This is a genomic window from Algoriphagus namhaensis (assembly GCF_042649705.1).
GTDB classification, from domain to species: Bacteria; Bacteroidota; Bacteroidia; order Cytophagales; family Cyclobacteriaceae; genus Algoriphagus; species Algoriphagus namhaensis.
On sequence record NZ_JBHRZS010000007.1, the window covers coordinates 53327 to 78415 of the forward strand.

Annotated in this window: 24 protein-coding genes and 1 tRNA gene; 15 read left to right on the forward strand and 10 right to left on the reverse strand. The window is 43.1% G+C overall.

The window, feature by feature from the left end; translation table 11 throughout:
- Positions 1-86 precede the first annotated feature (86 nt).
- The 6 genes from ACFOSV_RS08570 to ACFOSV_RS08595 all read right to left on the reverse strand — a co-directional run bounded on the left by ACFOSV_RS08570 (position 87) and on the right by ACFOSV_RS08595 (position 6937).
- Positions 87-1253: a hypothetical protein gene (locus ACFOSV_RS08570; RefSeq protein WP_377905436.1), complete on the reverse strand. Its 1167-nt coding sequence runs from the start codon at positions 1251-1253 to the stop codon at positions 87-89.
- Positions 1250-2386: a hypothetical protein gene (locus ACFOSV_RS08575; protein WP_377905438.1), complete on the reverse strand. Its 1137-nt coding sequence runs from the start codon at positions 2384-2386 to the stop codon at positions 1250-1252. The genes ACFOSV_RS08570 and ACFOSV_RS08575 overlap by 4 nt, the downstream gene beginning before the upstream one ends.
- Positions 2383-3576 (reverse strand): hypothetical protein, encoded by a 1194-nt coding sequence (locus tag ACFOSV_RS08580; protein WP_377905440.1) that lies wholly within the window; start codon positions 3574-3576, stop codon positions 2383-2385. Before ACFOSV_RS08580 ends, ACFOSV_RS08575 begins: the two co-directional genes overlap by 4 nt.
- 89 nt (positions 3577-3665) lie before the next feature.
- Positions 3666-4373 carry a gluconate 2-dehydrogenase subunit 3 family protein gene (locus ACFOSV_RS08585; protein ID WP_377905442.1) on the reverse strand — a complete coding sequence of 236 codons (708 nt, stop codon included), beginning with the start codon at positions 4371-4373 and terminating at the stop codon, positions 3666-3668.
- A gap of 3 nt (positions 4374-4376) precedes the next feature.
- Positions 4377-6119: a GMC family oxidoreductase gene (locus tag ACFOSV_RS08590; RefSeq protein ID WP_377905444.1), complete on the reverse strand. Its 1743-nt coding sequence runs from the start codon at positions 6117-6119 to the stop codon at positions 4377-4379.
- A gap of 122 nt (positions 6120-6241) precedes the next feature.
- Entirely contained in the window at positions 6242-6937 is a 696-nt protein-coding gene (locus ACFOSV_RS08595) for an arylesterase (protein ID WP_377905446.1), read from the reverse strand.
- 220 nt (positions 6938-7157) lie between these two features.
- Here ACFOSV_RS08595 and ACFOSV_RS08600 point away from each other — a divergent pair, with 220 nt between their 5' ends.
- Positions 7158-7835 carry an ABC transporter ATP-binding protein gene (locus tag ACFOSV_RS08600; protein WP_377905448.1) on the forward strand — a complete coding sequence of 226 codons (678 nt, stop codon included), beginning with the start codon at positions 7158-7160 and terminating at the stop codon, positions 7833-7835.
- Entirely contained in the window at positions 7828-10350 is a 2523-nt protein-coding gene (locus tag ACFOSV_RS08605) for an ABC transporter permease (RefSeq protein WP_377905450.1), read from the forward strand. The genes ACFOSV_RS08600 and ACFOSV_RS08605 overlap by 8 nt, the downstream gene beginning before the upstream one ends.
- 110 nt (positions 10351-10460) lie before the next feature.
- Here ACFOSV_RS08605 and ACFOSV_RS08610 read toward each other — a convergent pair.
- From ACFOSV_RS08610 to ACFOSV_RS08620, 3 genes are all read right to left on the reverse strand, one after another.
- Positions 10461-10542: transfer RNA gene (locus tag ACFOSV_RS08610), tRNA-Leu, on the reverse strand.
- A 75-nt stretch (positions 10543-10617) separates the two neighbouring features.
- Positions 10618-10917: a putative quinol monooxygenase gene (locus tag ACFOSV_RS08615; RefSeq protein WP_377905452.1), complete on the reverse strand. Its 300-nt coding sequence runs from the start codon at positions 10915-10917 to the stop codon at positions 10618-10620.
- Positions 10918-10920: 3 nt separating this feature from the next.
- The gene (locus tag ACFOSV_RS08620) at positions 10921-11691 is read right to left on the reverse strand and encodes an SAM hydrolase/SAM-dependent halogenase family protein (protein ID WP_377905454.1); all 771 of its coding nucleotides are present in this window, start codon (positions 11689-11691) and stop codon (positions 10921-10923) included.
- A gap of 104 nt (positions 11692-11795) precedes the next feature.
- Between ACFOSV_RS08620 and ACFOSV_RS08625 the strand changes: the two genes are divergently transcribed.
- The 12 genes from ACFOSV_RS08625 (at position 11796) to ACFOSV_RS08680 (ending at position 23121) form a co-directional block, all read left to right on the forward strand.
- Positions 11796-12770 carry a PhoH family protein gene (locus ACFOSV_RS08625; RefSeq protein WP_377905456.1) on the forward strand — a complete coding sequence of 325 codons (975 nt, stop codon included), beginning with the start codon at positions 11796-11798 and terminating at the stop codon, positions 12768-12770.
- Positions 12751-13191 (forward strand): GNAT family N-acetyltransferase, encoded by a 441-nt coding sequence (locus ACFOSV_RS08630; protein WP_377905458.1) that lies wholly within the window; start codon positions 12751-12753, stop codon positions 13189-13191. Before ACFOSV_RS08625 ends, ACFOSV_RS08630 begins: the two co-directional genes overlap by 20 nt.
- Positions 13192-13201: 10 nt before the next feature.
- Positions 13202-13768, forward strand: a complete 567-nt coding sequence (locus tag ACFOSV_RS08635; RefSeq protein WP_377905460.1) for a DUF3575 domain-containing protein — start codon at positions 13202-13204, stop codon at positions 13766-13768.
- Positions 13769-13851: 83 nt separating this feature from the next.
- Complete coding sequence (locus ACFOSV_RS08640) at positions 13852-15795, forward strand: ComEC/Rec2 family competence protein (protein ID WP_377905462.1); 1944 nt, start codon at positions 13852-13854, stop codon at positions 15793-15795.
- A 57-nt stretch (positions 15796-15852) separates the two neighbouring features.
- The gene (locus ACFOSV_RS08645; RefSeq protein ID WP_377905464.1) at positions 15853-16620 is read left to right on the forward strand and encodes an enoyl-CoA hydratase/isomerase family protein; all 768 of its coding nucleotides are present in this window, start codon (positions 15853-15855) and stop codon (positions 16618-16620) included.
- Positions 16621-18537: a RecQ family ATP-dependent DNA helicase gene (locus tag ACFOSV_RS08650; RefSeq protein ID WP_377905466.1), complete on the forward strand. Its 1917-nt coding sequence runs from the start codon at positions 16621-16623 to the stop codon at positions 18535-18537.
- Positions 18530-19120 carry a hypothetical protein gene (locus tag ACFOSV_RS08655; RefSeq protein ID WP_377905468.1) on the forward strand — a complete coding sequence of 197 codons (591 nt, stop codon included), beginning with the start codon at positions 18530-18532 and terminating at the stop codon, positions 19118-19120. The genes ACFOSV_RS08650 and ACFOSV_RS08655 overlap by 8 nt, the downstream gene beginning before the upstream one ends.
- 1 nt (position 19121) lies before the next feature.
- Positions 19122-19676: an NUDIX hydrolase gene (locus ACFOSV_RS08660; RefSeq protein WP_377905470.1), complete on the forward strand. Its 555-nt coding sequence runs from the start codon at positions 19122-19124 to the stop codon at positions 19674-19676.
- Entirely contained in the window at positions 19676-20110 is a 435-nt protein-coding gene (locus ACFOSV_RS08665; protein WP_377905472.1) for an acyl-CoA thioesterase, read from the forward strand. Before ACFOSV_RS08660 ends, ACFOSV_RS08665 begins: the two co-directional genes overlap by 1 nt.
- Before the next feature lie 43 nt (positions 20111-20153).
- Positions 20154-20858, forward strand: a complete 705-nt coding sequence (locus ACFOSV_RS08670) for a tetratricopeptide repeat protein (RefSeq protein ID WP_377905474.1) — start codon at positions 20154-20156, stop codon at positions 20856-20858.
- Positions 20859-21824, forward strand: a complete 966-nt coding sequence (locus ACFOSV_RS08675; RefSeq protein ID WP_377905476.1) for an L-threonylcarbamoyladenylate synthase — start codon at positions 20859-20861, stop codon at positions 21822-21824.
- A gap of 97 nt (positions 21825-21921) precedes the next feature.
- Entirely contained in the window at positions 21922-23121 is a 1200-nt protein-coding gene (locus ACFOSV_RS08680; protein WP_377905478.1) for a phosphoglycerate kinase, read from the forward strand.
- 133 nt (positions 23122-23254) lie between these two features.
- Here the strand turns inward: ACFOSV_RS08680 and ACFOSV_RS08685 are convergent, their stop codons facing one another.
- A complete protein-coding gene (locus ACFOSV_RS08685) occupies positions 23255-24133 on the reverse strand; it encodes an endonuclease/exonuclease/phosphatase family protein (RefSeq protein WP_377905480.1) in 879 nt (292 codons plus the stop codon).
- A gap of 60 nt (positions 24134-24193) precedes the next feature.
- Between ACFOSV_RS08685 and ACFOSV_RS08690 the strand changes: the two genes are divergently transcribed.
- The gene (locus tag ACFOSV_RS08690; protein ID WP_377905482.1) at positions 24194-25084 is read left to right on the forward strand and encodes a flavin reductase family protein; all 891 of its coding nucleotides are present in this window, start codon (positions 24194-24196) and stop codon (positions 25082-25084) included.
- Positions 25085-25089 lie beyond the last annotated feature (5 nt).

Consider the following 25089-nt stretch of genomic DNA (forward strand, 5'->3'; position numbering starts at 1 on the left):
ATGCCTAGGAAGGTTGGAATATACTAAGAAGCGGGTAAATTCATTCAAAATTGCCCTCCAAAGGAAGCTCTGCTCGATAAGTGGTTTTACTTTTCTATCAAGCGGGTTTTGTAAATTACGCTGTAGTCATTTTCGGCTTCTGAAAAATTTAAAGCAAACCATATTTCTTCCTGAGAAACAAATTTGGTTAAAGAACCCAATAGCTTTGGTTTGTGGATGATTGGACTGATAGATTTGCCATCAAATATCACTCGTCCCGCAGTATTGATCTTGTTTGCTTCTTCAAATATTTTGCTGAAATCCCCACTCATTTCACTCAAAATGGGATTGATCTCTTCATCCTTTAGTCCCGATAAATAGTCAATCATATACTGTCCATCACCAATAGGAATGACTGAATTTATTGTACCCACGAATAGATCTCTCATCCTGAAACCAGACTGATCCTCATCCTCAGCTGGCTCGGAAAGGATAAAATTTCCGAAAGGAACATCCATCACACGAGCGGGTGAATCCAATTGAGTATAATGATAGCTGTAAATCGTGGGTTCATTCCTAAAGCTGATAAAAACTGAATCTCCATTCACCGCCACATTTGCATAATATGCCAGGCTTGTATGACTCTCCGTTTCTGAACTAAATCTTGACATCCTCGGAAAAGGAGTTGTGGGGGTATATTCCCCTGTTTCCAAATCCAAAATCTCTAAAACATTTGCCACCTTTTGGTACTCAATACCCATTTTTCCTTCCTCCATGGCCCTTCCAGACATGGTCGTGTAAACTTTATTTTCTCTCAGGCCCAGATTATCACCATTGCTGACGATAAGCATAATATTTGGGCTAAACCCGAGCTCATATTTTTCACCTAATTTGCCGTCAAGATTGTAGCGGTAAATCGCCGTTGACGTAGGCAAGAGATATTCCTCTGGAGAAATGAATTTCGCAAGTCCGGATCGACTTTCGGTATAGTTTTCAGGTCCATCTCCTGCTAGTTTGTATTTGTTGAGGATATTTCCTTCAGGATTAGTGACAAAAATGCTATCCGTATTTTGATCAATGAGCAAGAAGCTCTCACCATCAGGACTTATGTCCATCAGAATCAAATTGCCCAAATAATCGACCACCAGAGAATCGTAAATTTCAAATTCTAGATTTCGATCTGATAGGGGAGTTTGGGGTATCTCTTCAGGTTCTGATGTACAGGCCAGCAGAAAGAATGCTAGGCTCCATACAGGTAATAGTTGGTTTTTCATTTTTGGATCAGTTGGAGTTTGTACAAAGTCAAATAGTCCTGCTCTTCTTCTAGATATTCATCATTTCTTAGAGCGAAAAATGGCTGATCTATGCTAGGAAGGGCAAAAACTTTATCCACTTTTTTCGGGATAAGAATTGGATTGGACCAACCTGACTCTGAATCATAAATCTGAAAATAGTGATCATCTAATTTTATGATCTTCGGGAAATTTTCGGGATTGTCAAATTCGTAGGAAGTAAAAACCTCCTCATTTACACCATTGGAATAATGCACGACCAGGTGGCCTTTATCGGCAAAAACACCCATTATACGTCCACTGATCATGGTACTGAAATCATACCATTCGGTTTCGTCCTTTAATTCTGGTGTTTGAAGGAAATCACTACTCGGAATCTCTAAGCTTTTGATAAATTCCCCTCCTTGGTTCAGCTCATAGATATGTACCATGGGCTCATTGTCAAAATAAAGATACAGGCTATCGCCCGAAAGGCTAAAAGAAGGAGTAGGTCTTTCGTACAAGAGGTCCGAGGCGAATTTCGAACTAGCAGGAGTGCGAATCATTGCCATGCTTTCACCTGTTCGAGGATTTAGTTTTTCGACCAAGGGATTATCCCGAAAATAAAACTGAGTGTAGGGACTAACTTCGTCTCTCCCGGCATAAATCATCAAGATATCGTCCTTCCAAAATTCTAGATCTCTTGAATCCATCCGTCCATCGTATGAGAGCGAAGGAAAGGGAGGTTCAATTTTTTCTTTGATACTCAAGTCGGGATTCAAGTTGTAAAACTGCCCCCGATAGTTCATGATATGTGGTGTTCCTGTGGGGTCGATTTTGACCGTGGTGATAAACTGCATGGGGTTCACCCCATCTGCCGAGTAGCTCTGACTGGCTAAAACATGGCCTGTCTCATCGATTTTATACAAAGTATTACTGGTGTAGTCGAACAAAAGACCTACTCCATTTTGGAAATCTCCCGTAGAGATATCTCCGAGAATATCCACCTGAACAGAATCTAAAATCACTAAATCCCAATCATTAATGGAAAGGGTTTTTGCGTTTTCCTCGGTCGTTTTTCCGCAGGAAAGGAGAAGCAGTGTGAAAGCTCCAATTAGAAGATTTTGTTTATTCATTTCTGTACGAGTTTCACCTGATAGATACGGACGAAATCTTCCTCCACTTCCTCTGAAGCGGGTTTTTCCATCCATAAAAAATTACCTGAGGAAGCAAAAGCAGGTGAAGGTGCTTTTACTGGCATATCTAACCTTCCTAAATAAGCAAGGGTTTCTAGATCAAAAATCAAGGCTCCTTTTGGAATTTCTCTTTCAGCTTCTGCATAGGCAAGCTCGGCCTCTTCTTCAGCTCCCGACATCCATAGTTCTTCAAGCTCTTGCGATTTTTGAGCTTCCATACCTGCATAGTAAGGGAGCACTAGTTTATCCTCGACGATGTGAATATTCCGGATGCTGGCAACACCACCTTCTATGGTAATGCTTCCTTCTTGGAAAGAGGAGAGGTCATTTCCTTCAATGGGTTGGAAATTTGGAATGGTGAGTTGGATGGCGGTATCCAATACAGCCCTGCCATTTTCCATGTCATAAACTCGTAAGACTCCCTCACCACCCATTGCGATGTAAATCTTTTCATCCTTTGCCTCAAAAGCAGGCATGTAATCACTTTCCCAATAGCCCAGTCCGTTTTTGAATAGACTTCCTTCCTCGAATGGGATCATTTCGGCGCTTTCGCCTGACTCAATGTCAATGAGTTCTAGCGTTCGGTACAGGTCATAAAATCTAGGTTCGCCTGGGAAAGTTTCTCGACCTCTTACGGATTTGGAAAGAATGTAGTCCTTACCACCAAGGTTGATTTTTTCCATGGATTTGCCTGCCAAAGCCATAAAAGCCGCGCCTCCTATCGATTCGGGGTGTTTGATTCGGGTGATCATATTCCCTTCCAAGTCATAGAGGAAGATGCCAGCCATACCCATTACGCTAATCTGATTTTGATCAAAAAATCCAGGCAAGTTCATCATAAATCCATAGCTGTCGGGAGTGTCTTCTGTCTTATTGAATTCGCTAACTAGGTTCCCTTCTAGATCTGTGATCAGGATATTGGAACTCGCAAAATCATAAAACACGGCCTTATCTCCAACCATATGGATGTCTGCTAGGATTGGGTTACCGAGATATTCGAAATCCAAGGAATCCACAAACTCCCATTCAAAAGTAAGTTCTTCGGTCTGCTCTACTTTTTCTTCGGATGAGCAGGAAATAATCAAAGAGGCAAGGAGCGAAACAAATAGATAATGAACTGTTTTTTTCATAGCTGTTGGTTTAGTAGGTGAAATATACTAGGCTTCAGCAAAAGAAAAAACCCTTGAAATTGATCTTCAAGGGTTTAATGAAAGTTTTTTTAGGCGATGAGATTTCCATCGTCATCCCATTCGGCTACTTTGCCGCGATCTTCCGGCTTGAGGTATACGCTCAAGTATTTTTCAGGAAGGCTTACTCCGTGTTTGCGCATGACTTCTTCAGGCACTCCATCCCAAGCATTGGGCTTATTGCCCTGATAGTCCATGTATTTCCATCCGGCTTCTGTAGAGAAAAAGGCCGTAGCCGCGAAGTTTCTAACCATATTAAACCACTTGACGCCGCCTTCATATTCTGGTTTGGCTGTATCTGGCCAAGCAACTTCATCTACGATCTGCATGATTTCGTCTTGGGAAAGATCTAAAAACGCTTTACCAAATTTTTCATCGGCTTCGTAGTCTAGCCACATTAGTCCACCTCTCATAGGAGTTTGATTGTATGGCTGATCAATCATCATAAAATCTATAAAATCAATCGCTCCAACTTCTGATGCGGATGGACTTTCCTCGTCTGCTGGCATCACGATGTCAACCATGATTTTCAATTTCTTTTTTTCTTCTTCAGTGAAAAAAGTCTCGGCCATCAGCTTTTGATCCCGAAGCTTTTCTTCTTCTGTTCGTCCGCCGATCGTCCCACTACGGGCAACAGGGGCTGGTGGGATTTTCTGAGCATCTGGTGCACAGTTGGTCAAAAGCAATCCCGTACCGATAGAGCCTGTAAAGAGCAGTTTTAGGTTTTCTCGTCTATTCATGGCTTAGATATTTTTCTTTTTCAACTCGGAAATAATGAAGTCTGATGCTCTCCAGCTCAGAGCCAAAATGGTCCAAGTTGGATTCTTATCCGCTTGAGATACGAACGTGCCGGCATCTACTACAAAGACATTTTTGCAGTCATGAACTTGAGAATTGGAGTTACAGACCGAGGTTCTGGGATCATTTCCCATTCGGCTAGTTCCTACTTCGTGAATAATTCTACCTGGTGCTGCAAGGCCATATTTAGTTTCTGGTCCTGGCTTACTGCCAAGCAAGGTGGCGCCTGCATTCGTCAGGATTTCTTCAAATGTGTCTTGCATGTGCTTGGCCTGAAGGATTTCCTGATCAGTCCAATTATAATTGAATCTCAAGACAGGAATACCATACTTGTCTACCGTATTCGGGTCGATTTCGCAATAGTTATCATATCTAGGAATACTTTCTCCACGTCCAGACATTCCGAGAGTCGATCCATAAAGGGTACGAATATCTTTCTTCAATCCTGTGCCATATCCGCCATTTGGACTTGGTTTACCAAATTCATCAATAATGTATTTCCGCATGGAATCCATTCCCATTCCTGTTCCATAGGATGGCTGACCCATACCTCCCCAATATTCGATGTGATAACCTCGGGCAAAATCAAGTTTCTTGTTGTCTAGCCACCATGGAGTGTACATGTGCATTCCGCCTACTCCATCTTCATTGTATCGCTCCCGATTCATCAGATCTGGGATAATTCCCATGCGATCTGCTCCTGTGGAGTCATGTAGGTATCTACCAAGTGTACCCGAACTGGCTCCGATACCATCAGGAAAAGCCTGAGATTTGGAGTTCATTAGGATTCGTGAAGATTCACAGGCTGAGGCGCCGAGTACAACTACTCGAGATTTTAGCTTGTACTCTTTCATGTCCATTTTGGAAACAAAAGAAACTCCGGTGGCCTTGCCGCTGGCATCCGTAGTGACCTTTCGAACCATAGAATGGGTATAAAGGTCCACTTTCCCCTTTTTCATAGCAGGATGCACCAGACAAGTCCCTGCCGAAAAATCGGCATAAGCCTGACAGGCGCGGTTACATTGATTACAGAAAAAGCAAACTCCTCGCTCATTATTGATTGGACGAGTGAGCATGGAAAGGCGAGAAGGAATCATGGGGATCGCCGCCTTGTCTGCACCTTTTTTGATATATAATTCGTGAAGTCGTGGTTTTGGGGGAGGAAGAAAAAAACCATCTGGTTCGTTGTAGATTCCCTCTTTGGAGCCAAAAACCCCTATCAGTTTATCCACCTTATCATAGTATGGCTTTACGTCCTCGTATCCAATGGGCCAATCATCACCCATTCCATCTATACTGGCTCGCTTGAAATCGTTAGGTCCAAATCTTAAAGAAATTCTGCCCCAGTGGTTGGTTCGGCCGCCCACCATTCTGGATCTAAACCAGTCGAATTGGGTTCCGTTTTTTCGAGTGTAAGGCTCACCTTCTATATCCCAGCCACCGATAGCGGCATCAAAATCTCCAAAAGGTCTGATTCTGGTCCCAGCACCCCTTCTGATGGATTCCCATGGTGGCCTCAATTGAGTTCGATCTTCTTCTTTGGCAGGATCAAAATCCCCACCTGCTTCCACTACTGCTACAGACAATCCTGCCTCTGACAGTACCTTTGAAGCCATTCCTCCCCCTGCACCTGAGCCCACGATAATGACGTCATAGGCTTCTCCAGAATTTTTTATTTGAAAGCTCATTCTTTAAAATTTTTAATAATGATTTTAAGATAGAACAAAAATTTTAATCAAGGAAGGGCAAAAAAATAAATCCAATCAGAAATGACTGGATTTATTATAAATGGTTTGAAATGGGTTTTTGACTAGGCCCCGATCTTCTCCTTTATGTAAGGCCAAATCGTCTCAAAAACAATCTGATGTCCCTCCTCAGTAGGGTGGATTCCGTCGGGCAGATTCAACTCAGGAATACCCCCGACATTTTCTAAAAGAAATGGAATGAGCGTCACACCAGTCTCTTCAGCAACGGAGGGATAAATTTTGGTAAACCCGCTGGCATATTCCTGACCCATATTTGGTGGGATCTGCATTCCAGCAAGTATAATCTTTGTCTCGGGGTATTTGGTTTGGACCTTATCGATTATGTCGAGTAGATTACTCTTGGTTTCAGTGATTTCGATTCCCCGTAGTCCGTCATTTCCTCCAAGTTCTAGAATGAAAATCTCAGGCTGATCCTCTAAAAACCAGTCTAGTCTACTCAATCCTCCTGCCGTGGTCTCTCCAGAAAGGCCTCCATTGATCACCCGGTAATCTAGCCCAAGTGAATCCAGTCTCTTTTGGGTGAGACCTGCAAAGGAGTCATCGGCATCGATGCCGTAGCCTGCAGTGAGACTATTGCCAAAGAATAGAATGGTTTTCTGCTTTTCTTCTTCTTTTGGGGCTTCTTCAGAGACTGTCTCAGTTTCCACTGCAGTCTCCGTCGGAGCTGAGCAAAAGCTTAAAGAAACCACCAGAAAGGAAAACAGGAAGAGGTGTATGCTATTTTTGATGTATTCTTGCATAGGGTCAAAGTTAAACAGGAATATTTCCGAACGTATAAAAGAATTTAATATCTCCTTTGATTTGGTTTACTTGGGATTTGATTAGCGGATTGAGATAATCAAATTCACCAATGTAAAGTTAATTGGTGAGCTCAATTCTTATCCTTAGAAACTGATGTACTTCAACAAAGTTGGGTTCAGGTCGTTTCATTTATCATGTTTTTGCAAATAACACCACATAATGAACATATTATCAATTAAAAATCTCACCAAGACTTATTCCAGCGGAAGTCGGAAACTCACTGTACTCGACGACGTGACTTTTGATATTTCCGAGGGAGAAATCATCTCCATAGTGGGTCCATCTGGTTCTGGAAAGACCACGCTTCTCGGCCTTTGCGCCGGATTGGATTCTGGAAGTACGGGTAGTGTGACTTTGGCGGGTAAAGATCTTCAAAACCTATCGGAAGACCAGCGTGCCGCGATTCGAAATCAAAGTGTTGGATTTATTTTTCAAAATTTCCAATTGCTACCTACTTTGACAGCCTTGGAAAATGTGATGGTTCCTTTGGAATTGAAAAAACGAAAAGACGCTAGAGCCAAGGCCCAAGAGCTTTTGGATAAAGTGGGACTTGGAGATCGGGCGACGCATTACCCTACTCAACTCTCAGGTGGAGAGCAGCAAAGAGTTTCTATTGCAAGGGCTTTTGCCAATGAACCAAAAATTCTTTTTGCCGATGAGCCGACGGGTAATCTGGATACCGAGACCGGAGAGATGATTGAGAAATTGATTTTTGATCTCAACAAAGAAGAAGGAACCACCTTGGTACTCGTTACTCACGACCTAGACTTGGCCGCCAAAACACAACGCATCATCCACATTAAAGGTGGCAAAATACAGGAGGATGCTCATGCCTGATTTTTCATGGATTATTAAAATGGCTTTTCGGGATTTCCGGAAAAACATTTCAAGGCTGCTTCTTTTTGTTTCGTCAATCGTGGTGGGTATTGCTGCGCTGGTGGCGATCAGTAGTTTCGGTGAAAATTTAACTGCAGATATTGATAGCCAGGCCAAAGAATTGCTAGGAGCCGACTTAGTGCTGGAAAACAACCAGCCTCTAGGAGACCAGCCTTTGGATAGCTTGGCTTCCAAACAGGCCGCAGAGGTGAATTTCGCCAGTATGGTGGCATTTCCAGAGACCGGAGCCAGCAGACTGACCCAAGTAAGAGCACTATCTGGAGAATTTCCGTTTTATGGTAGTCTCGAGACTATACCCGTTGAGGGAGATGCTTCTTTTCGGCAAGGAGGAAAAAAAGCCCTGGTAGAAGGTGCTTTGCTTGCGCAATTTGAGGCGCAAGTCGGGGACTATATTAAGGTCGGTGAAGTAGAATTTGAAGTGGTGGGAGAACTTCAGCAGGTACCAGGACAAACAGGGATCACTGCCACCGTGGCTCCCACGGTTTACATTCCGATGGAATACCTCGAAGAAACGGGTTTAGTTCAATATGGTAGTAGAGTAAACTATAGCCAATACTACCTCTTTGATGAGGGAACTGACGTGGAGCTTCTTATAGAGCCTTTCAAAGATCAATGGGAAATTGATCGCGTAGATGCTGATACGGTAGAAGATAAAAAGAGACAAACCGGTAGATCCTTTGCCAATCTTTCCAACTTCCTGAGCTTAGTGGCCTTTATCGCGCTACTTTTGGGATGTGTTGGTGTGGCAAGCGCTGTGAATGTTTTTGTGAAAGAAAAACTTGCTTCAGTCGCTGTGCTTAGATGCCTTGGCGTTTCATCCCGAGATGTTTTGCTGATTTATCTTACAGAGATCAAAATCATGGGGATGGCTGGTGCGATTTTAGGCGCTTTCTTCGGTACCATTCTCCAATATATTCTGCCTTTGGTATTTGAGGACTTCCTGCCCGTGGAGGTGAACTTAGGAGTATCTTGGATCTCGGTGGGTTTTGGTCTGGTGACTGGACTTTTGGTGTCGGTTCTTTTTGCGCTTCTGCCCCTTTTAAAAGTGAGAAACGTATCTCCCATGGCGACCTTAAGGCCAGAAACGGCAGATACAAGCCTACTCAAAGATCCACTCCGCTGGGCAGTGATCGCAGGGATTCTTCTCTTTATTTGGGGATTTAGCTTCTATTTATTGAATTCTTGGCAGTTGGCGCTCGGGTTTACTGGGTTCGTGGTATTTGCTTTTGGAATACTATGGTTGGTTGGCCAGCTGATCATGTGGGCAGTTCGAAGATTTTTGCCGATTTCGCTTCGATATACCTTGAGGCAGTCTCTGGCCAATTTGTATAGACCAAACAACCAAACCATCTCGCTGATTGCTACAATAGGGCTAGGCACGGCAATGATCAGTACGCTCTTTTTTCTCCAAAATTTACTTCTCGACGAGGTTCGATTTGCGGACAAAGACGATCAGCCCAATCTCCTGATGTTTGATATTCAGACAGCTCAGCTTGAAGATGTGAAGCAGCGGGTTTTGGACAAAGGCCTACCCATCATGCAGGAAGTACCTATTGTCACCATGCAAATCAATGAGATCAATGGCGTGGATAAGCAAGAAAATAGTGAGCTTCCTGATGAGGAACGAATGGGTCGTTGGTTGTACAATCGGGAGTTTCGTGTGACCTATCGTGACAGCTTGATTGATACAGAAACCCTAGTAGAAGGTGAGCTTCGCAAATTTGAAAATCCCGGAGACTCGATTTTTGTGTCTTTTTCAAGGGATTTTGCCGAAGGACAAGACATCAAACTGGGTGACGAAATCGAATTCAATGTGCAAGGCCGTCCTTTGAAAACCTACGTTGGAAGCTTTAGAAATGTGGATTTTGGGCAGGTGAGTACCAATTTTATTGTACTGTTTCCTGACGGCGTTTTGGATGCAGCTCCCAAATTTCACGTGCTGATCACCAAAACCCAAACAGATCAAGAGTCTGCAGCGGTACAGGCGGAGATTGTCCGAGTCTTTCCAAATATTTCCATTATCAATTTGGGAACTATCGTGAAGACTTTAGAAGAAATCCTAGACAAGATCAGCTTTGTGATTCAATTTATGGCCTTGTTTTCTATTGCGACAGGTATTTTGGTTTTGATAAGTTCTTTGATCATTAGCAAGTATCAACGAATGCGAGAAAGTATTTTACTCCGTACGCTAGGAGCAAGCTCTGCGACCGTTGGCAAAATCAATACCTTAGAATATTTCTTTTTGGGAAGTCTGGCCTCGCTTTCGGGAATCATTCTTTCATTTGCTGCCACTTGGTTGCTCTGTGAGTTTGTCTTTGAGATACAATTCCGAGGTGCATGGTTGGAGGGACTTGTGCTTTACCTAGGAATAACGGGGATCACCATTTTGCTAGGTTGGCTGAATGGGCGAAAAATTATCAATCAGCCTCCAATGGATATTCTGAGAGGAAATTAATTAAAAGATGAAGGCTGAATTTTGAAGTCTGAAAGACCTGCAGATATGCGGGTCTTTTTTCTTGTACCCCAGAAACAAAAAAAGCTCCTTCTTTTCAGAAAGAGCTTTTGTACCCAGAGCCGGAGTCGAACCGGCACGCCCGAAGGCATTGGTGTTTGAGACCAACGCGTCTACCAATTCCGCCATCTGGGCTTGGTGAGATTAGATCTCGTCCGCTACTGCTGTAACGGGTTGCAAATATGAGTAAAGATTTTTTTTCCTACAACATCAACCTTCCACTTCTTGGATTTTTTTTGAGCTGAAAGCAATGGGCTTCGCAGCAAAGAGAGTTTTGGTATAAGCCCAAACTGATTTAAAAAGCTCAGAGTCACGATATTGATTCAGTGCCGCTTCATCTGTCCAATGGCTGTAAGTGAGGAAAATATTTTTGTCATTTTCATCCTGCCAAAGCTCCAAATGTAGGCAGCCCGGAAAACTTCGAATCGCTTCTTTATTTTTCTCGAAATTTTCTAAAAATGCTCCAACCTTTTCAGTTTGGAAAGTCATTCTTACAGTTCGGATCAGCATGGCTTACGTTTCAAAGTTTATATATACAATACTGTCCATTTTCATTCCGAGCAAACCAGCACCATCTCCATGGTAAATCCCAATCTCTAGCAATCCGAGGCTATTGAAAAAAGCAAAGCAATCTCCGGGTTCTACTTCATCGTACCCATGATTCAACCTATTGAGTTGTTCACGATTGAAATCTATGGTGTACTTGCCCGGATTGAGCTTGTCAAAGTCCGCCTTCCGAATATTGGTGATCAGATTGCCATAAACATCCACATGCACCACATGACCTAAGATTTGGTCCTTGGTCACTTTGGACTGGCGAGATATCATCTTTTTAAATCCTTGAAGTGGTCCGCCAAAATCATGGATCGCTGCTCCACTCGCTACTTTGGCAGCAATGGGCGCCAAAATATCCTTGGCAGGAAAGGTGGTCTCCTTCAAGTGGAGGTCAGCAAACTTGACCATGATTCCCGGCTCGTGATCCGCGAGTAGGCTCAAAATCCCATTATTTGGACCAATAAAAATATGCTCTTCTAATTTTACCCCGATATATCCCTCCGCCATTCCACCGGTGGTATTAATAGCCACCAAATGCACAGTGCCTTTTGGGAAATCCCGAAAAGTGGACCTAAGGATAAAGGCTGCCTGAGCAATATCGAAGGATCGAATCTGATTGGAAATATCGATGATATTCAATTGTGGATTGATCGACAACATGCTGGCTTTCACCGCGGGTAAGTAATAATCATTATCCCCAAAATCTGAGAGGATTGTCACTAATGCCATAGAAAAGGGTAATTTTATTTGTGTACTTTTGTACTAGGGGTTTGAACAAAAATAGAAATTTTATTCTTTAGCCTTCAAGGATATTTTAAATCAACAGAACAAGTTTGGTCGAAAAAGTAATCACCTTAGAAAACGTACCACTTGCCGAATTTTTAGGGACGGCAAATGAGAATATTAAGCAGCTATCTGTGGCCTTTCCTCAGAGCAAAATTGTCTCAAGGGGAAATGAAGTCAGAATTCAAGGAGGAGCACCAGAAATACTTCGTATAAACGAAGTATTCAACCAGTTGCTTAATCATTTTGATCGCTATGGGAAAATAACTCCGGAAATCGTCAAAGATTATATTGATGTGGATGGCACTGCTCAGGAGGAAATCCTCCGAAACCAGGTCATCGTCTTTGGAAACAAGGGTCTTGTAATCAAACCCAAATCCCCAAATCAGCGCAAGCTCGTAGAAGCCATGACCAAGAATGACTTGGTTTTTGCCCTAGGCCCTGCTGGTACCGGAAAAACCTACATTGCGGTGGCTTTGGCAGTGAAAGCTCTGAAAAATCGGGAGGTGAAGCGGATCATTATTACAAGACCGGCAGTGGAAGCAGGTGAAAATCTTGGCTTTCTTCCGGGTGATTTGCAAGAGAAGCTAGATCCATACCTTCGGCCTATCTACGATGCACTTCAAGATATGGTTCCCCCGGAAAAACTCAAGTATTATCAGGAAACCCGAGTAATTGAAATAGCTCCACTTGCATATATGCGAGGACGAACGCTTCACGATGCGTTCGTGATTTTGGATGAAGCACAAAACACCACCAGCGAGCAAATCAAGATGTTTTTGACCCGAATGGGACCTAATTCTAAAGTGATGATCACAGGTGATCAGACTCAGGTGGATTTGCCCGTTAGGCAAAAATCCGGTTTGATCGAAGCCCTTCGAATATTGAAGGGAGTGAAAGGGATCAGCATGATTAATCTGAGTGGAAAAGATGTAATCCGTCACAAGTTGGTAAAAAGCATTATTGAGGCTTACGAAAAAAACCAACTCCCAAAAGATTCATCCAATGGGAATCGAGGTCAATAAAATTACGTCAAAGGAAGATTTTGAGGCTGCTTTTGCCATTCGAAGAGAAGTCTTTGTAGATGAGCAGGGAGTGGACGCGAATATGGAGTACGATCAATTTGAATCGAGTGCTTCTCATTTTCTAGCCAGACTAGATGGAGTGCCGGTGGGTGCTGCCCGATGGAGGGTTACTTCCTCAGGAGTGAAGCTGGAGCGATTTGCCGTTACAAAAGAAAATAGGGGGAAGGGAATAGGGCAGAAATTGGTCAAAGCAGTGTTGGAGGATATCGATTCTGACCCAAAGATGTCCAAAATGAAGAAATACTTACATGCTCAGATCAAGGCAGTCTCTCTTTATACCAATTTTGGCTTCGAAAAGGTTGGCAATATCTTTGAAGAATGTAATATCTTGCATTATCAAATGGAAATGAACAATTCTTAATCTAACAGATATGAAAAAAATTTTTAGTGTCGTAATCCTGATCGTAGCAATGAGCTTCGGGGCAAATGCTCAAGACGTGATCTCCAGTAGTGGGAGTGGAGGACCCGGAGCCGGCTCCAATGAAGTAAAAATAAACTTCCTAAATCTGATTTTATTGGGTTCTGTAGAAGTGGGGTATGAGAAATTTTTGAGTGAGAATCACTCTCTTGATCTTCAGGTTCACTTGAATGATCGATTCGGATTTAATTCACAAAAAGATGGTAAAACCTATAAGACCAACTCGGTTCAGGCATCGATGAATTTCTATTTTGGGGATAATACCAATGGAAGATTTTATCTTTATCCACTTGCTAAATTGAGATTTGGAGACTTCGAAGAAACGATTGATGGCGATGTGGTAACTACGAATATGAACGCTTTCATCTTCGGTGCAGGTGTGGGATATAAGTGGGAAGTCTCCGAAAATTTTGCCTTTGGTCCCTATGCAAGCGTGGTCCGTGGCTTTAGCCAAGAAGTATCTGACCGTTTTGCTACGATTGAAGTCAACGGGGGATTTAGTCTAGGTTATCGCTTTTAAGTCAAGTAATTAAAAATTTTAAAGGAGCCTTTTGGCTCTTTTTTTTTGCTTTTTTTGTATTTTGAGGAGTATGATTTTTTAATATGCAATTCTCCAACTTTCCCTTTCTCAGGTATTTACCTTTTTTTGTTGGCGGTGTTCTGTTATCCGAAGCCCTAGCAGATCGCTCGTGGATCATCTTGCTTCTTTGTTCAGCCTCGGCATGGTTGATCTATCTCGTTTTCCTCTACAAATCCAATCGCAAGTCAACCTTCAAACTCAGTCTCTGGGCCTATCTACTTTTATTTTTAATCGGAGCTGGCCTAGCTCTGCATCAGCAAGAATATCAATCCAAACGTCTTTCAGTGGAATTTCTAAATAATCCAAAGGGATATCTGGGTGAGGTGCAGGAATATGATTTGGAAAAACCCAATTCATGGGAAAATCTGATTCATGTTACTCATGTCTTTCAAGAAGATGATTGGATTCCTACAGACAGAAAGATCTTAATCTATCATACACTTGGCGATTCCCTGATCCCAGGTAATGTGGTTTTGGTTCAGGGTGAATTTGATCCGATTCCACCGACAAATGGACCTAAGCAATTTGACTACAAAGGATGGTTAGGTCGACAAGGAGTCTCGGGTCGTCATTTTGCCCGTCAAGACGTGAAAGTCTTGGCAAAAGGAGGCGAAGACCATCTAGCCTTTTTTGTAAAAAGGGTAAGGCATGATCTAGCATCCGAGATCGAGGAAGTCTTTACTAAACCTGAAACGATAGCCATTGCCAAGGCCTTGCTTTTGGGTGAGAAGAGGTCGCTGGATCCCGAAACTCGCAGCGCTTATGGGCAAGCTGGAGTGATGCATATTTTGGCTGTTTCGGGTCTTCACGTGGGGATTGTATATGCCTTATTTCTCTTTCTCGCTAATTCAGTCAAACTCAAAGGGATGGTAAGAAAATTCTACTTTTTTGGGGTGGTCTTGTTCCTATGGTTTTATGCGGCGCTGACCGGATTTTCTCCTTCCGTAATCCGGGCGAGCTGTATGTTCAGCTTATTGATTTTTGGACAAATCCAAAACCGAAAGCCACCGACTTTTAATATCCTTGCTTTCTCTGCAATGCTGATGATCGCCGTGAATCCAAGCGTAATTTTTGATGTTGGCTTTCAGCTTTCATATTTAGCTGTAGGTGGAATCGTCTTGCTTCAGCCTTTGATTCTGGATTTTTGTTTACCAAAAAATCGAGTATTAGAATATATATGGCAATTGATGACCGTAAGCATTGCCGCTCAGCTGGCGACTTTCCCACTTTCAGTGTACTATTTCCATTATTTTCCAACCTATTTTCTTTTGGGAAATCTGATCGTTTTGCCTTTGGCATTTGTAATTATGCAGATTGGCGTTCCTTGGCTGATCCTGATGAAAATCCCCTTTTTGGGAAAAGCAATGGCTTGGTTTCTCAATTTGCTGATAGACATGCAAAATGGTGTCATCGAGTACTTGACTATGATTCCTGGTGGTAAGCTTGACAGATTGACGATCTCTCCACCTTTGATGCTTTTGATCTGGATTTTATTGCTCCTGTGGGCAGGGTGGAAGGAATTGCCGAAACGAGCCCTTATACGAACAGGACTTTATTCCTCTACCCTCTTACTCAGTTGGTATTTGTTAATGACTGGGCTTGAACCTAAAGAAGAAATCTTGATTTATCCAGATGCTAAAGGTGTGTTGGTGGATCATTACCACTCGGGTGGCTTAAATTCTTTCAACGCAGGATTCGCAGAAGAACAGATTAGCTTTGTGGCTGATCCGTATCGGCTGGCGAAAGGTGTGGGACTTGTCCCAGAGACCATGAAAGCTTTAAAAAATGGGAATGGAGAATTATATTTTCATGATTTGGATCTTTTGATTCTCAACGATTCTTCGCAAAGTCAGATTGTGATTAACCCATCTCATAGAACTGAGGCTTGGGAAAATGGAGAATGGTCACCAAATCTTTCGGACCAAGAGATCACTTTGGGCAGCAGAGCCATCCGGATTCTGCCTTGATCTATTTTGGCGTTCACCGCCGAAAGTATAAATTCAACTCTTGTTAACTCATCACCCATGGTACTTACTGAAATCCTAAATAAAATCGGCTACATCACACTCAATAGACCTGAAAAGCGTAATGCACTCGGACCTGACTTGATTCGAGCCTTGGATGAGGCTTTCCAGCAATTTGAAAGTGATGATCAGGTAAAAGTTATCGTGCTTCGAGCCAATGGCAAAGCATTTTGTGCTGGAGCAGATTTGGCTTATTTGCAAGATCTTCAAGGATTTTCCTATGAAGAAAATCTTGAGGATAGCCTTCGGCTAAAGCAGCTATTTGCAAGGATTTATGCCCTGCCAAAGGTCGTGATTGCCGAGGTTCAGGGACATGCCATTGCTGGAGGTTGCGGTTTGATGAGCGTTTGCGATTTTGCTTTTACCGTTCCTGAGGCACTTTTTGGTTATACGGAAGTTCGAATTGGCTTTATCCCAGCATTGGTATCGGTTTTTTTGCAGGAGCAAATCGGCGGGGCTAAAACCCAGGAGTTACTTCTTTCAGGAGAGTTGGTAAGTGCGGAGAAAGCCAAGGAGCTTGGACTTGTGAATGAGATAGTTTCACCTGAAGAATTGACTGATCGAGTAGCCGAATTTGCTGGCAACTTAATTCAAAATAATTCCTCAAACTCCATGGCCCAAACCAAAACTCTACTGAGGAAATTGGATGAAGAAAATCGAGAGAAAAATCTGCTACTCGCAGCAGAAATGAATGCTAGAGGAAGAGCGCACCACGACTGCGTTCATGGCATTTCTTCTTTTCTCAACAAGCAAAAACCCCAGTGGTAAGTGGGCGCTTCCCCACGACATATTCTCAAACAAGTCTTTGGATTTGACGGTTTTCGCCCGCTTCAGGAAGAGATCATCGCAAGTGTGCTTTCCGGAAATGATACTCTGGCCCTTTTACCCACAGGCGCTGGAAAATCTCTTTGCTACCAAATCCCAGGATTGGCAATGGAGGGGATTTGCTTGGTAGTCAGTCCTTTGATTGCCTTGATGAAGGATCAGGTCGATGGACTTCATGCCAAGGGGATTAAAGCTCATGCAGTCTATTCAGGGATGCATAAGCGAGAGGTAGACCGAACTTTGGATAATTCCATTTATGGAGATTATAAGTTTTTGTTCGTTTCACCTGAGCGGCTGAAAAGCGAACTTTTTATCGAGCGCTTTAAGCAAATGAACGTGGCAATGATTGTCGTTGATGAGGCTCATTGTATCTCCCAGTGGGGCTATGATTTTCGCCCGCAGTATCTCGAGATAGCATCGATTCGGGAGTTTCATCCCAAAGTTCCTGTCTTGGCTTTGACAGCTACGGCTACGCCCAAAGTGGCAGAGGATATCCAAGTCAAGTTGGAAATGAAAAATCAAGCGGTTTTCACTTCGACTTTCGCGCGAGCAAATCTCAGTTTCAGTGTACGCCTGGTAGAAAACATGCTAGAAAAAGGTGTGGAAGTACTTTCTCGGATTCCAGGATCGGCGATTTGGTATGTGCGAAGTAGGCAGATGACACATCAAATCAGTAAATCTCTGGCTCAATTGGGATTTACGGCTGGAGCGTATCATGCCGGAATTCCTGTCAAGGAAAGGGATCTCGTACAAAAAAAGTGGATGGATGGCCTCGTACGCGTGATGGTTTGCACCAATGCCTTTGGCATGGGAATAGACAAGTCGGATGTTCGAATTGTGCTGCATAGTGACTTACCTGAAAACTTAGAAAGCTATTATCAGGAAGCGGGTAGAGCGGGTAGAGATGGAAAGAAATCCTTTGCTGTACTGATGAGCAATGAGCAGGATTTTGAAAAGCTGATGAACCGTGCGGCATTGGTCTATCCGCCGATTGACTTTGTAAAAAGAGTCTACCAGTGCTTGGCAAACCATTTTCAATTGGCAGTGGGGAGTAAGGTGAATGAAAGCTTGGATTTCGATTGGGGAAATTTCGCGAGAATCTACAATTTGGGGGTTTTGGAGGCCTTTTATGGATTAAAGGTATTGGAAGAGGAGGGCTTTATTGCCATGAGTGAAAGCTATTATTCTCCCTCTCGGGTTCATTTTTTGGTAGAGTCTCACGCACTTTACCAAATTCAGATCGCCTATGTCAAACTTGATCCAGTGATTAAAATTCTGCTTCGCACCTATGGCGGAAATCTTTTCGCAGAGTACATCAAAATCAATGAGGCAGCATTGGCAAAGGCACTTTCTATTTCTGAGGAAGAACTGATTAGACGTCTCAATCAACTGGACGAAATGGACTTGCTGGACTATGACAAACGAAAAGACAAACCGCAGATATTTTTTCTCACACCCAGATACGATGCGGGCAGGCTTCCTTTGAATATTAGCCGAATCAACGAAAGAAGGGCTCAGACCCTCGAAAATGCCCAAGTCATCCTGAAGTATGCTCATCAGCAGGAGCTGTGCCGTATGGAGTTTGTGCAACAATACTTTGGAGAGAAGGAAACCCAGCCTTGTGGCTTTTGTGATATTTGCTTGAAGCGAAAGAAAAATGAAAACCCCATTCGTTCGGAAAACAAATTCAAATCCAGGATTTTGAAAACTTTAGAAGAATCAGGGGAGTTAACCAAAGAGGAATTGCTTGCCAAGATTAATTCCCCTAACTCTACCGAAGCCTTTGACATCATCCGAGAGATGATTGATTTGGCCGAGCTCATTGAACTCCCAGGAGGCAAAATTAAAATTAATGGCTAACTACTTTGACGGTCTTCTTAATAAGGTTTTTGGAAACGCATCCAAGCTAGGGGTGAGTCATAAGGAAAACTTTGCCTTGACTTCTGAGCGGATTCAGGAAGTTAACGAATGGCTTGATGAGTCAGAAGGAGAGGATTTGCTGAACCGGTTGTATAATAATTATTACTTCAAAAAGAATCAGATCAATGAGCGTCCTCAGGTGCATCTTTTTTCTACCAAATATGCCAATGGCTTTGCTATCACCTTTGAGGATCCACTGACTCCGGAAAGCTTCAATAATGTCTTTCACGCATTTTCAGCTCGGATTTTGGACATGGGGTATAAGCAAGTGAGTTTGGATCGGAAGATTGAGGAAAAAGTGGGTAAGGTCCTTGAGGTAGAAAAATTTTACTTCAAACCACCTTTGCAAATGCCTGAGGAAGGCCAATTAATTTCTCAGCTTTTTGGAAATGTGGCTTTGGAAAAAGTAATTACAGATAATCAACCCAGCTATCTTAAATTGCTGGCCACGGTGTACTCTGATCGGTTGTATCAGGATGCGTGGCCGTTTGATGATTTTATGGATCGCCTTTTCAAAAAATAAAATGAAGGACAGAGAAAGCTTAAAAGACCAATTAAAGAAATACAGAACTCCCTATGAGGAGGAGTCGCAGTATGTTGAAGATTTTCTGAACCTTCTGGAAGATGAGGATGCTTTTCTCCGTTCTAGATTGGAGGGGCACTTTACGGCTTCGGCTTGGATAGTCAATAAACGGCGAACCCATACCTTGCTCACTTTGCATCGAAAATTGAATCGATGGCTCCAGCTTGGTGGTCATGCCGATGGAGTAGAAAATCTCGCTGAAGTGGCGATGAAAGAGGCTTTTGAAGAGAGCGGTTTGAAGACGTTGGAATTAGTGGACTCCTCTATTTTTGATATTGATAAGCACATTATTCCTGCGCATAATGGAATCCCAGAACATCATCATTACGATGTCCGCTATTTGATTCAAGGTGATATCCAAGAGCCTTTGGTGCTGAGTAATGAAAGTATTTCGCTTGCATGGATTACCTTTGACTCCGTACAAGATATGATCGGCTACAACCCTTCGATTCTTCGAATGCTTGAAAAGACCAGTCGATCGGAAATATTGAATTAATGACCCCAAAACTCACCCCTCCTAATCTAGATTTATTCTCTTTTTCCTGCGATCTCCAAATTCGATTTTCAGATATCGATGGATATATGCATGTGAATAATGGCGTGTATTATAGCTATTTTGAACACGCTCGCGCACTTTACCTGTATCAAACCTGCGGATGGAATGTGATGGAAATCGGTACGGTTGTAGGTAAAACTACCATTGAGTATATCAAACCCATACATCTGGATGATGAACTCTCCTGTATGGTGCGTTGTACTCGATTGGGTAATTCATCCTTTGACTTAGAGCAGCTCATTATGAGTAAAAAGGGAGATGGAACCACCATCTTGTCCAAGTGCAATACCGTGATGGTTTCGGTAGATATGAAAACCATGAAGCCCACTCCGATTCCGGAGGCTTATCGATCAAAGCTTCTGCCACAAGGCTGAAAAAAGGATTGAAGCCCTATCTTTGCCAAAAAATTACTTACTCGTGAAAAAAATCTGGATTTTCATTGCCCTTTTAGGCCTTGTCGCCTGTGGTCCTAGTGAAGAAGAACTCGTGTCCGAAGGCATCTCAAATATGGATAGCCAAAACTGGGATAAAGCGATCACTTACCTAGACCGGGCCCTGGATAAAAACCCTGCCAATGCCAGAGCGCTTAATGCCAAAGGTGTAGCACTTTTTCAATTGGAGAAGTACAAGGAGGCTATTCCAGTATTTACCCTTTCGATTCAGGCTGACTCGATTAGTTATAAACCTTGGTTTAATAGAGCGAATGCGAATCTAGAGTTGGGAAATTTCAAAGAGGCTGTTTCAGATTATAATCTGGCCAATGGACTAGATCCATCACAGACGGATATTTATTACAATAGGGGCTTAGCACTTTTGGGACTAGAGGAATATGAAGATGCTTTGCTGGATTTCGATGCGGCTCTTCAGGTAAATCCAAACCAAGCTTTGGTTCATTTCAATCGAGGAAAGGCACTTTTGGGTAATAATAATCCCGTGGCGGCTATTGAATCTTTGACCCAGTCGGTGAATTTGGATAATAACAATGGCCCTGCGTACTACCTTTTGGGTGTGACACGTATGAGCGCTCTGGGTCAAAAGGAAGAGGGCTGTGTTGACTTGAAGATGGCTTTGAGCCTCGGGTATGAGGAAGCACAATCTTGGCTGAATGATTTCTGTGAATAGATGGCAGTTATTTCTCCGGATATTTTTAGCGCAGCCGAATTTCTAAAGAAAGGCGATCTGGTGGGTATTCCTACCGAGACGGTCTATGGGCTGGCGGGAAATGCGCTGGATGGCTCTGCTGTCGCAAAGATCTTCGAAGTAAAAAATCGACCTTCATTTGATCCTTTGATCATGCATATCTCAGGGATCGACCAAGTTGAAAACTATGCGAGTAATTTTCCTGAAAAGCTAAAAAAACTGGCTGAAGAGTTTTGGCCAGGTCCATTGACCTTGCTTTTGCCAAAGAAGGAGATTGTGCCTGATATTGTCACTTCAGGCTTATCTAGGGTAGCCTTACGGGTTCCTGCTCATCCGCTTACGCATTCACTATTGGGCCTGCTTGATTTTCCTTTGGCGGCTCCCAGTGCCAACCCTTTTGGATACATCAGTCCCACTCGAGCCAGTCATGTATCCGAGCAATTGGGAGAGAAGATCCCTTTGATCCTTGATGGCGGACCCTGTACGGTGGGTTTGGAAAGTACCATAGTCGGGATGGAAGATGGTGAAGTTGTCATTTACCGAATGGGTGGACTGTCTATTGATGCTGTCGAAGAAGTGGTTGGAAAGGTGACAGTTCGTACGCAGAGTAGCTCAAGACCAGATGCGCCTGGTCTTTTACTCAGCCATTATGCTCCTCGAGTTCCTTTTTTGGTTGGTAATCTGTATGAATTGATTGCTGAAGCTTCCAAAAGCAAAAAAGACTTTGCGGTTTTGAGTCTGTCTCGACAATTTGAAGAAATTGATGCTTCTCGTAAATACATTTTGAGCAAGGATGAAAACCTGAATGAGGCGGCTCAAAATCTTTTTGCGGCCATGCGCCAACTGGATTCCTCCGGTGCAGAAGTGATTTTAGCCGAATATATGCCGGAAGTCGGATTGGGTCGCGCGATGAACGATAGGCTGCGCCGTGCCGCAGCAAAAGGTTAAGCACTGGCTAGATTTACTTTTGCTTTCTCCTTATCTTGGGCGAAACTTTATACATTCACTTTTTATTTAACGCTAAATTATCATTTAAGCCAATCCTATGAATCCTAGAATTAAACACGTAGACAATCTTAGTTTTGTTAATAAAAAAGCTTTGATCCGAGTGGATTTCAATGTTCCGCTTGACGATCACTTCAATGTAACCGATGACACCCGAATTCAGGCGGCTGTTCCGACCATTCAGAAGATATTGAAGGATGGAGGATCTGCTATTTTAATGTCACACTTGGGAAGACCAAAAGGAGGGCCTGAAGATAGATTTTCCTTGAAACATATAGTCTTAGATCTAGAAAAAGCCCTTGGAGTACCGGTAAAGTTTTCTCCGGATTGTATTGGTCAGGAGGCTGAATTACTTTCTGCCGGCTTAAAGCCAGGTGAAGTTCTTTTGCTCGAAAATCTTCGGTTTTACAAGGAAGAAACGGCTGGAGATAAGGACTTTGCACAGAAACTTTCTCGTCTTGGTGACATTTATGTAAATGATGCCTTCGGTACAGCCCATAGAGCCCATGCCTCTACGGCAGTGATCGCAGACTTTTTTATAGATAAAGTTTGTGGCTATCTCATGCTCTCTGAGCTGAAAAATGCAGATATGGTTTTGGGTAATCCGAATAAGCCTTACACTGCTATCATGGGTGGAGCGAAAATCGCGGATAAAATTTTGATCATTGAGCGTCTGCTTGATAAGGTCGATAACCTCATCATTGGCGGGGGAATGTCTTATACTTTCGCGAAAGCGCTAGGAGGGACTATTGGAGACTCTTTGCTGGAAGAAGATAAACTGGACTTTGTGCTGGAATTGATGGCTAAGGCCAAAGCCAAAGGAGTAAACCTTGTGCTGCCTGTGGATACGGTGATTTCTAAGGCTTTTGCCAATGATGCGGAGCAAGGAATGGCTAACAAAGGTGAAATTCCTGATGGCTGGATGGGTTTGGATATTGGTCCAAAAACCAGAGAGCTTTTTGCAGGCGTGATCGCGGAATCTAAAACCATCCTTTGGAATGGTCCCATGGGTGTTTTTGAAATGGAGTCTTTTGACAAAGGAACCAAAGCAGTGGCTGAAGCCGTGGTCGCCGCAACTAAAAATGGGGCATTTTCACTGATCGGTGGAGGTGATTCCGCTGCTGCCGTGAATAAATTCGGATTGGGAGATGAAGTTTCATTCGTGTCTACAGGTGGCGGTGCCCTTTTGGAATATATGGAAGGTAAAGTGCTTCCTGGAGTTGCAGCTTTAGAACCGTAAGATAAAGTACTTTAATTTTGAAAGCCTTCGAAAATTCAATTTCGAAGGCTTTTTGCTTTGGGGGAATTATAGGGATAATGTCATAAATATATTTTTCTCAGAGATTTTTCCCTTCGTTCAAATTGACGATACCCTACTTAAGTGAATTCGTAAACTCCACTTCAGCCATTACTGGAAAATGATCGGACGGATATTTTTGGCCATAATGATCATCCAAAATCACATGTCGAGATACTTGCACACCAGAATTGACGAAAATATGATCGATGATTCGATTTGTTTTTACTTTCCATTCGAAGCCCGTAAAGGTACCTCTTGGTCCTTTGGAAGGTCTTTGACTCACTAGTCTCGCATCTTTCCAGTTGGAGTCCTGCAGGATCACCGTATACGCCTCATCTTCAGGAGCAACATTGAAATCCCCCATCCAAACTGCCGGTAATTGTGAAGGGTTGATTTTTTTTATTTGCTGGAGAACCAACTTACTGCTTTCGATGCGTGCTTGCTCGCCTATATGGTCGTAGTGAATGTTGAACACGAAAAATGCCATACCGGAATTGTCCTGAAACTTGGCCCAAGTGCAAACACGATTTAATGCGGCATCCCAGCCTTTACTAGGTGTCTCAGGGGTGGGGGAAAGCCAAAATGTGCCTTCATCGAGCAATTCGTATTCGTCTGCCTCGTACAAAATAGCAGAGAATTCTCCTGCCTTTTTTCCGTCATCTCTTCCTACTCCTACAAAATCATAGCCTAGACCTTCTGAAAGTTGATTCAGCTGATGTTCTAGCGCTTCCTGAACTCCAACGATTTTTAGCTCGTGCTTCTGGATCAAAGCGATGACGTGAGGGAGTCTATCCTTCCAGAGATTACCGACATCGTTTGGGTTATCCCAACGGATATTGAAAGTAGCCAGTTTATGGGACTGGGCATGGATGGGGCTTCCAAAGGACAGAATCAGAAAACTTGCGAATGTAAAGAGCGCAACACGGAGTATTTTTGGAGCAAATTGTGTCATGGATAAGAACCTTTTTCGATAAAAAGTATTTTGATTAAAACTGAATCGTAATTTCAAGATATGAAAACCTTTTATCCCGAATCGCTAAAAACCGCAGAATTTCACGCCCTTCTCCAAGGAAGTGTGGCCCCAAGGCCTATAGCCTTTGCCAGCACTATCGATAAAGAAGGTAAGGTAAACCTGAGTCCATTCAGTTTTTTCAATCTTTTCAGTACCAATCCACCTATTGTGATTTTTTCTCCATCTAGGCGTGTTCGCGATAATACCACGAAGCATACGCTGGAGAATGTTCTGGAAGTACCGGAAGTGGTTATTCATGTGGTGAGTTTTGATTTGGTGGAGCAAATGTCTCTTGCCAGCACCGAATATCCCAAAGGTGTGAATGAGTTTGAAAAAGCGGGATTAACTTCAATTCCATCAGAGAAAGTAAAGCCCCCAAGGGTGAAAGAAGCTCAGATTGCGATGGAATGTAGAGTGAATGAAGTTAAGGCTCTAGGGGATAAAGGAGGAGCTGGGAATCTCGTTATTTGCGAAGTATTGGCCTTGCATGTGAGTGAAACGGTGCTGGATGAGGATGGAACCATAGATCCCAACAAGCTTGATGCCGTTGCTCGATTGGGAGGTAATTGGTACAGCCGTGCAAGTGGAGATGCACTATTTCAAATCCCAAAACCGCTCCGTACCATGGGCATAGGTGTGGATCAGTTGCCTGATACAGTGAGAAACAGCACGGTGCTAACTGGGAATAATTTAGGTCGTTTGGGGAATGTGGAAGAACTGCCCAGTGCTGCAGAAATTCAAGAAATGTCGCATCATCCGGAGGTAGCAGAGATCAAGCGTCGCTTTGTAAATGATCCCGAATCACTGGTCAATCATCTCCACGAGTTAGCGAAAAGCTATTTAGAAAAAGGGGAGTTGGAGATGGCTTGGCGGGTCTTACTTCAGGAATGAGAATA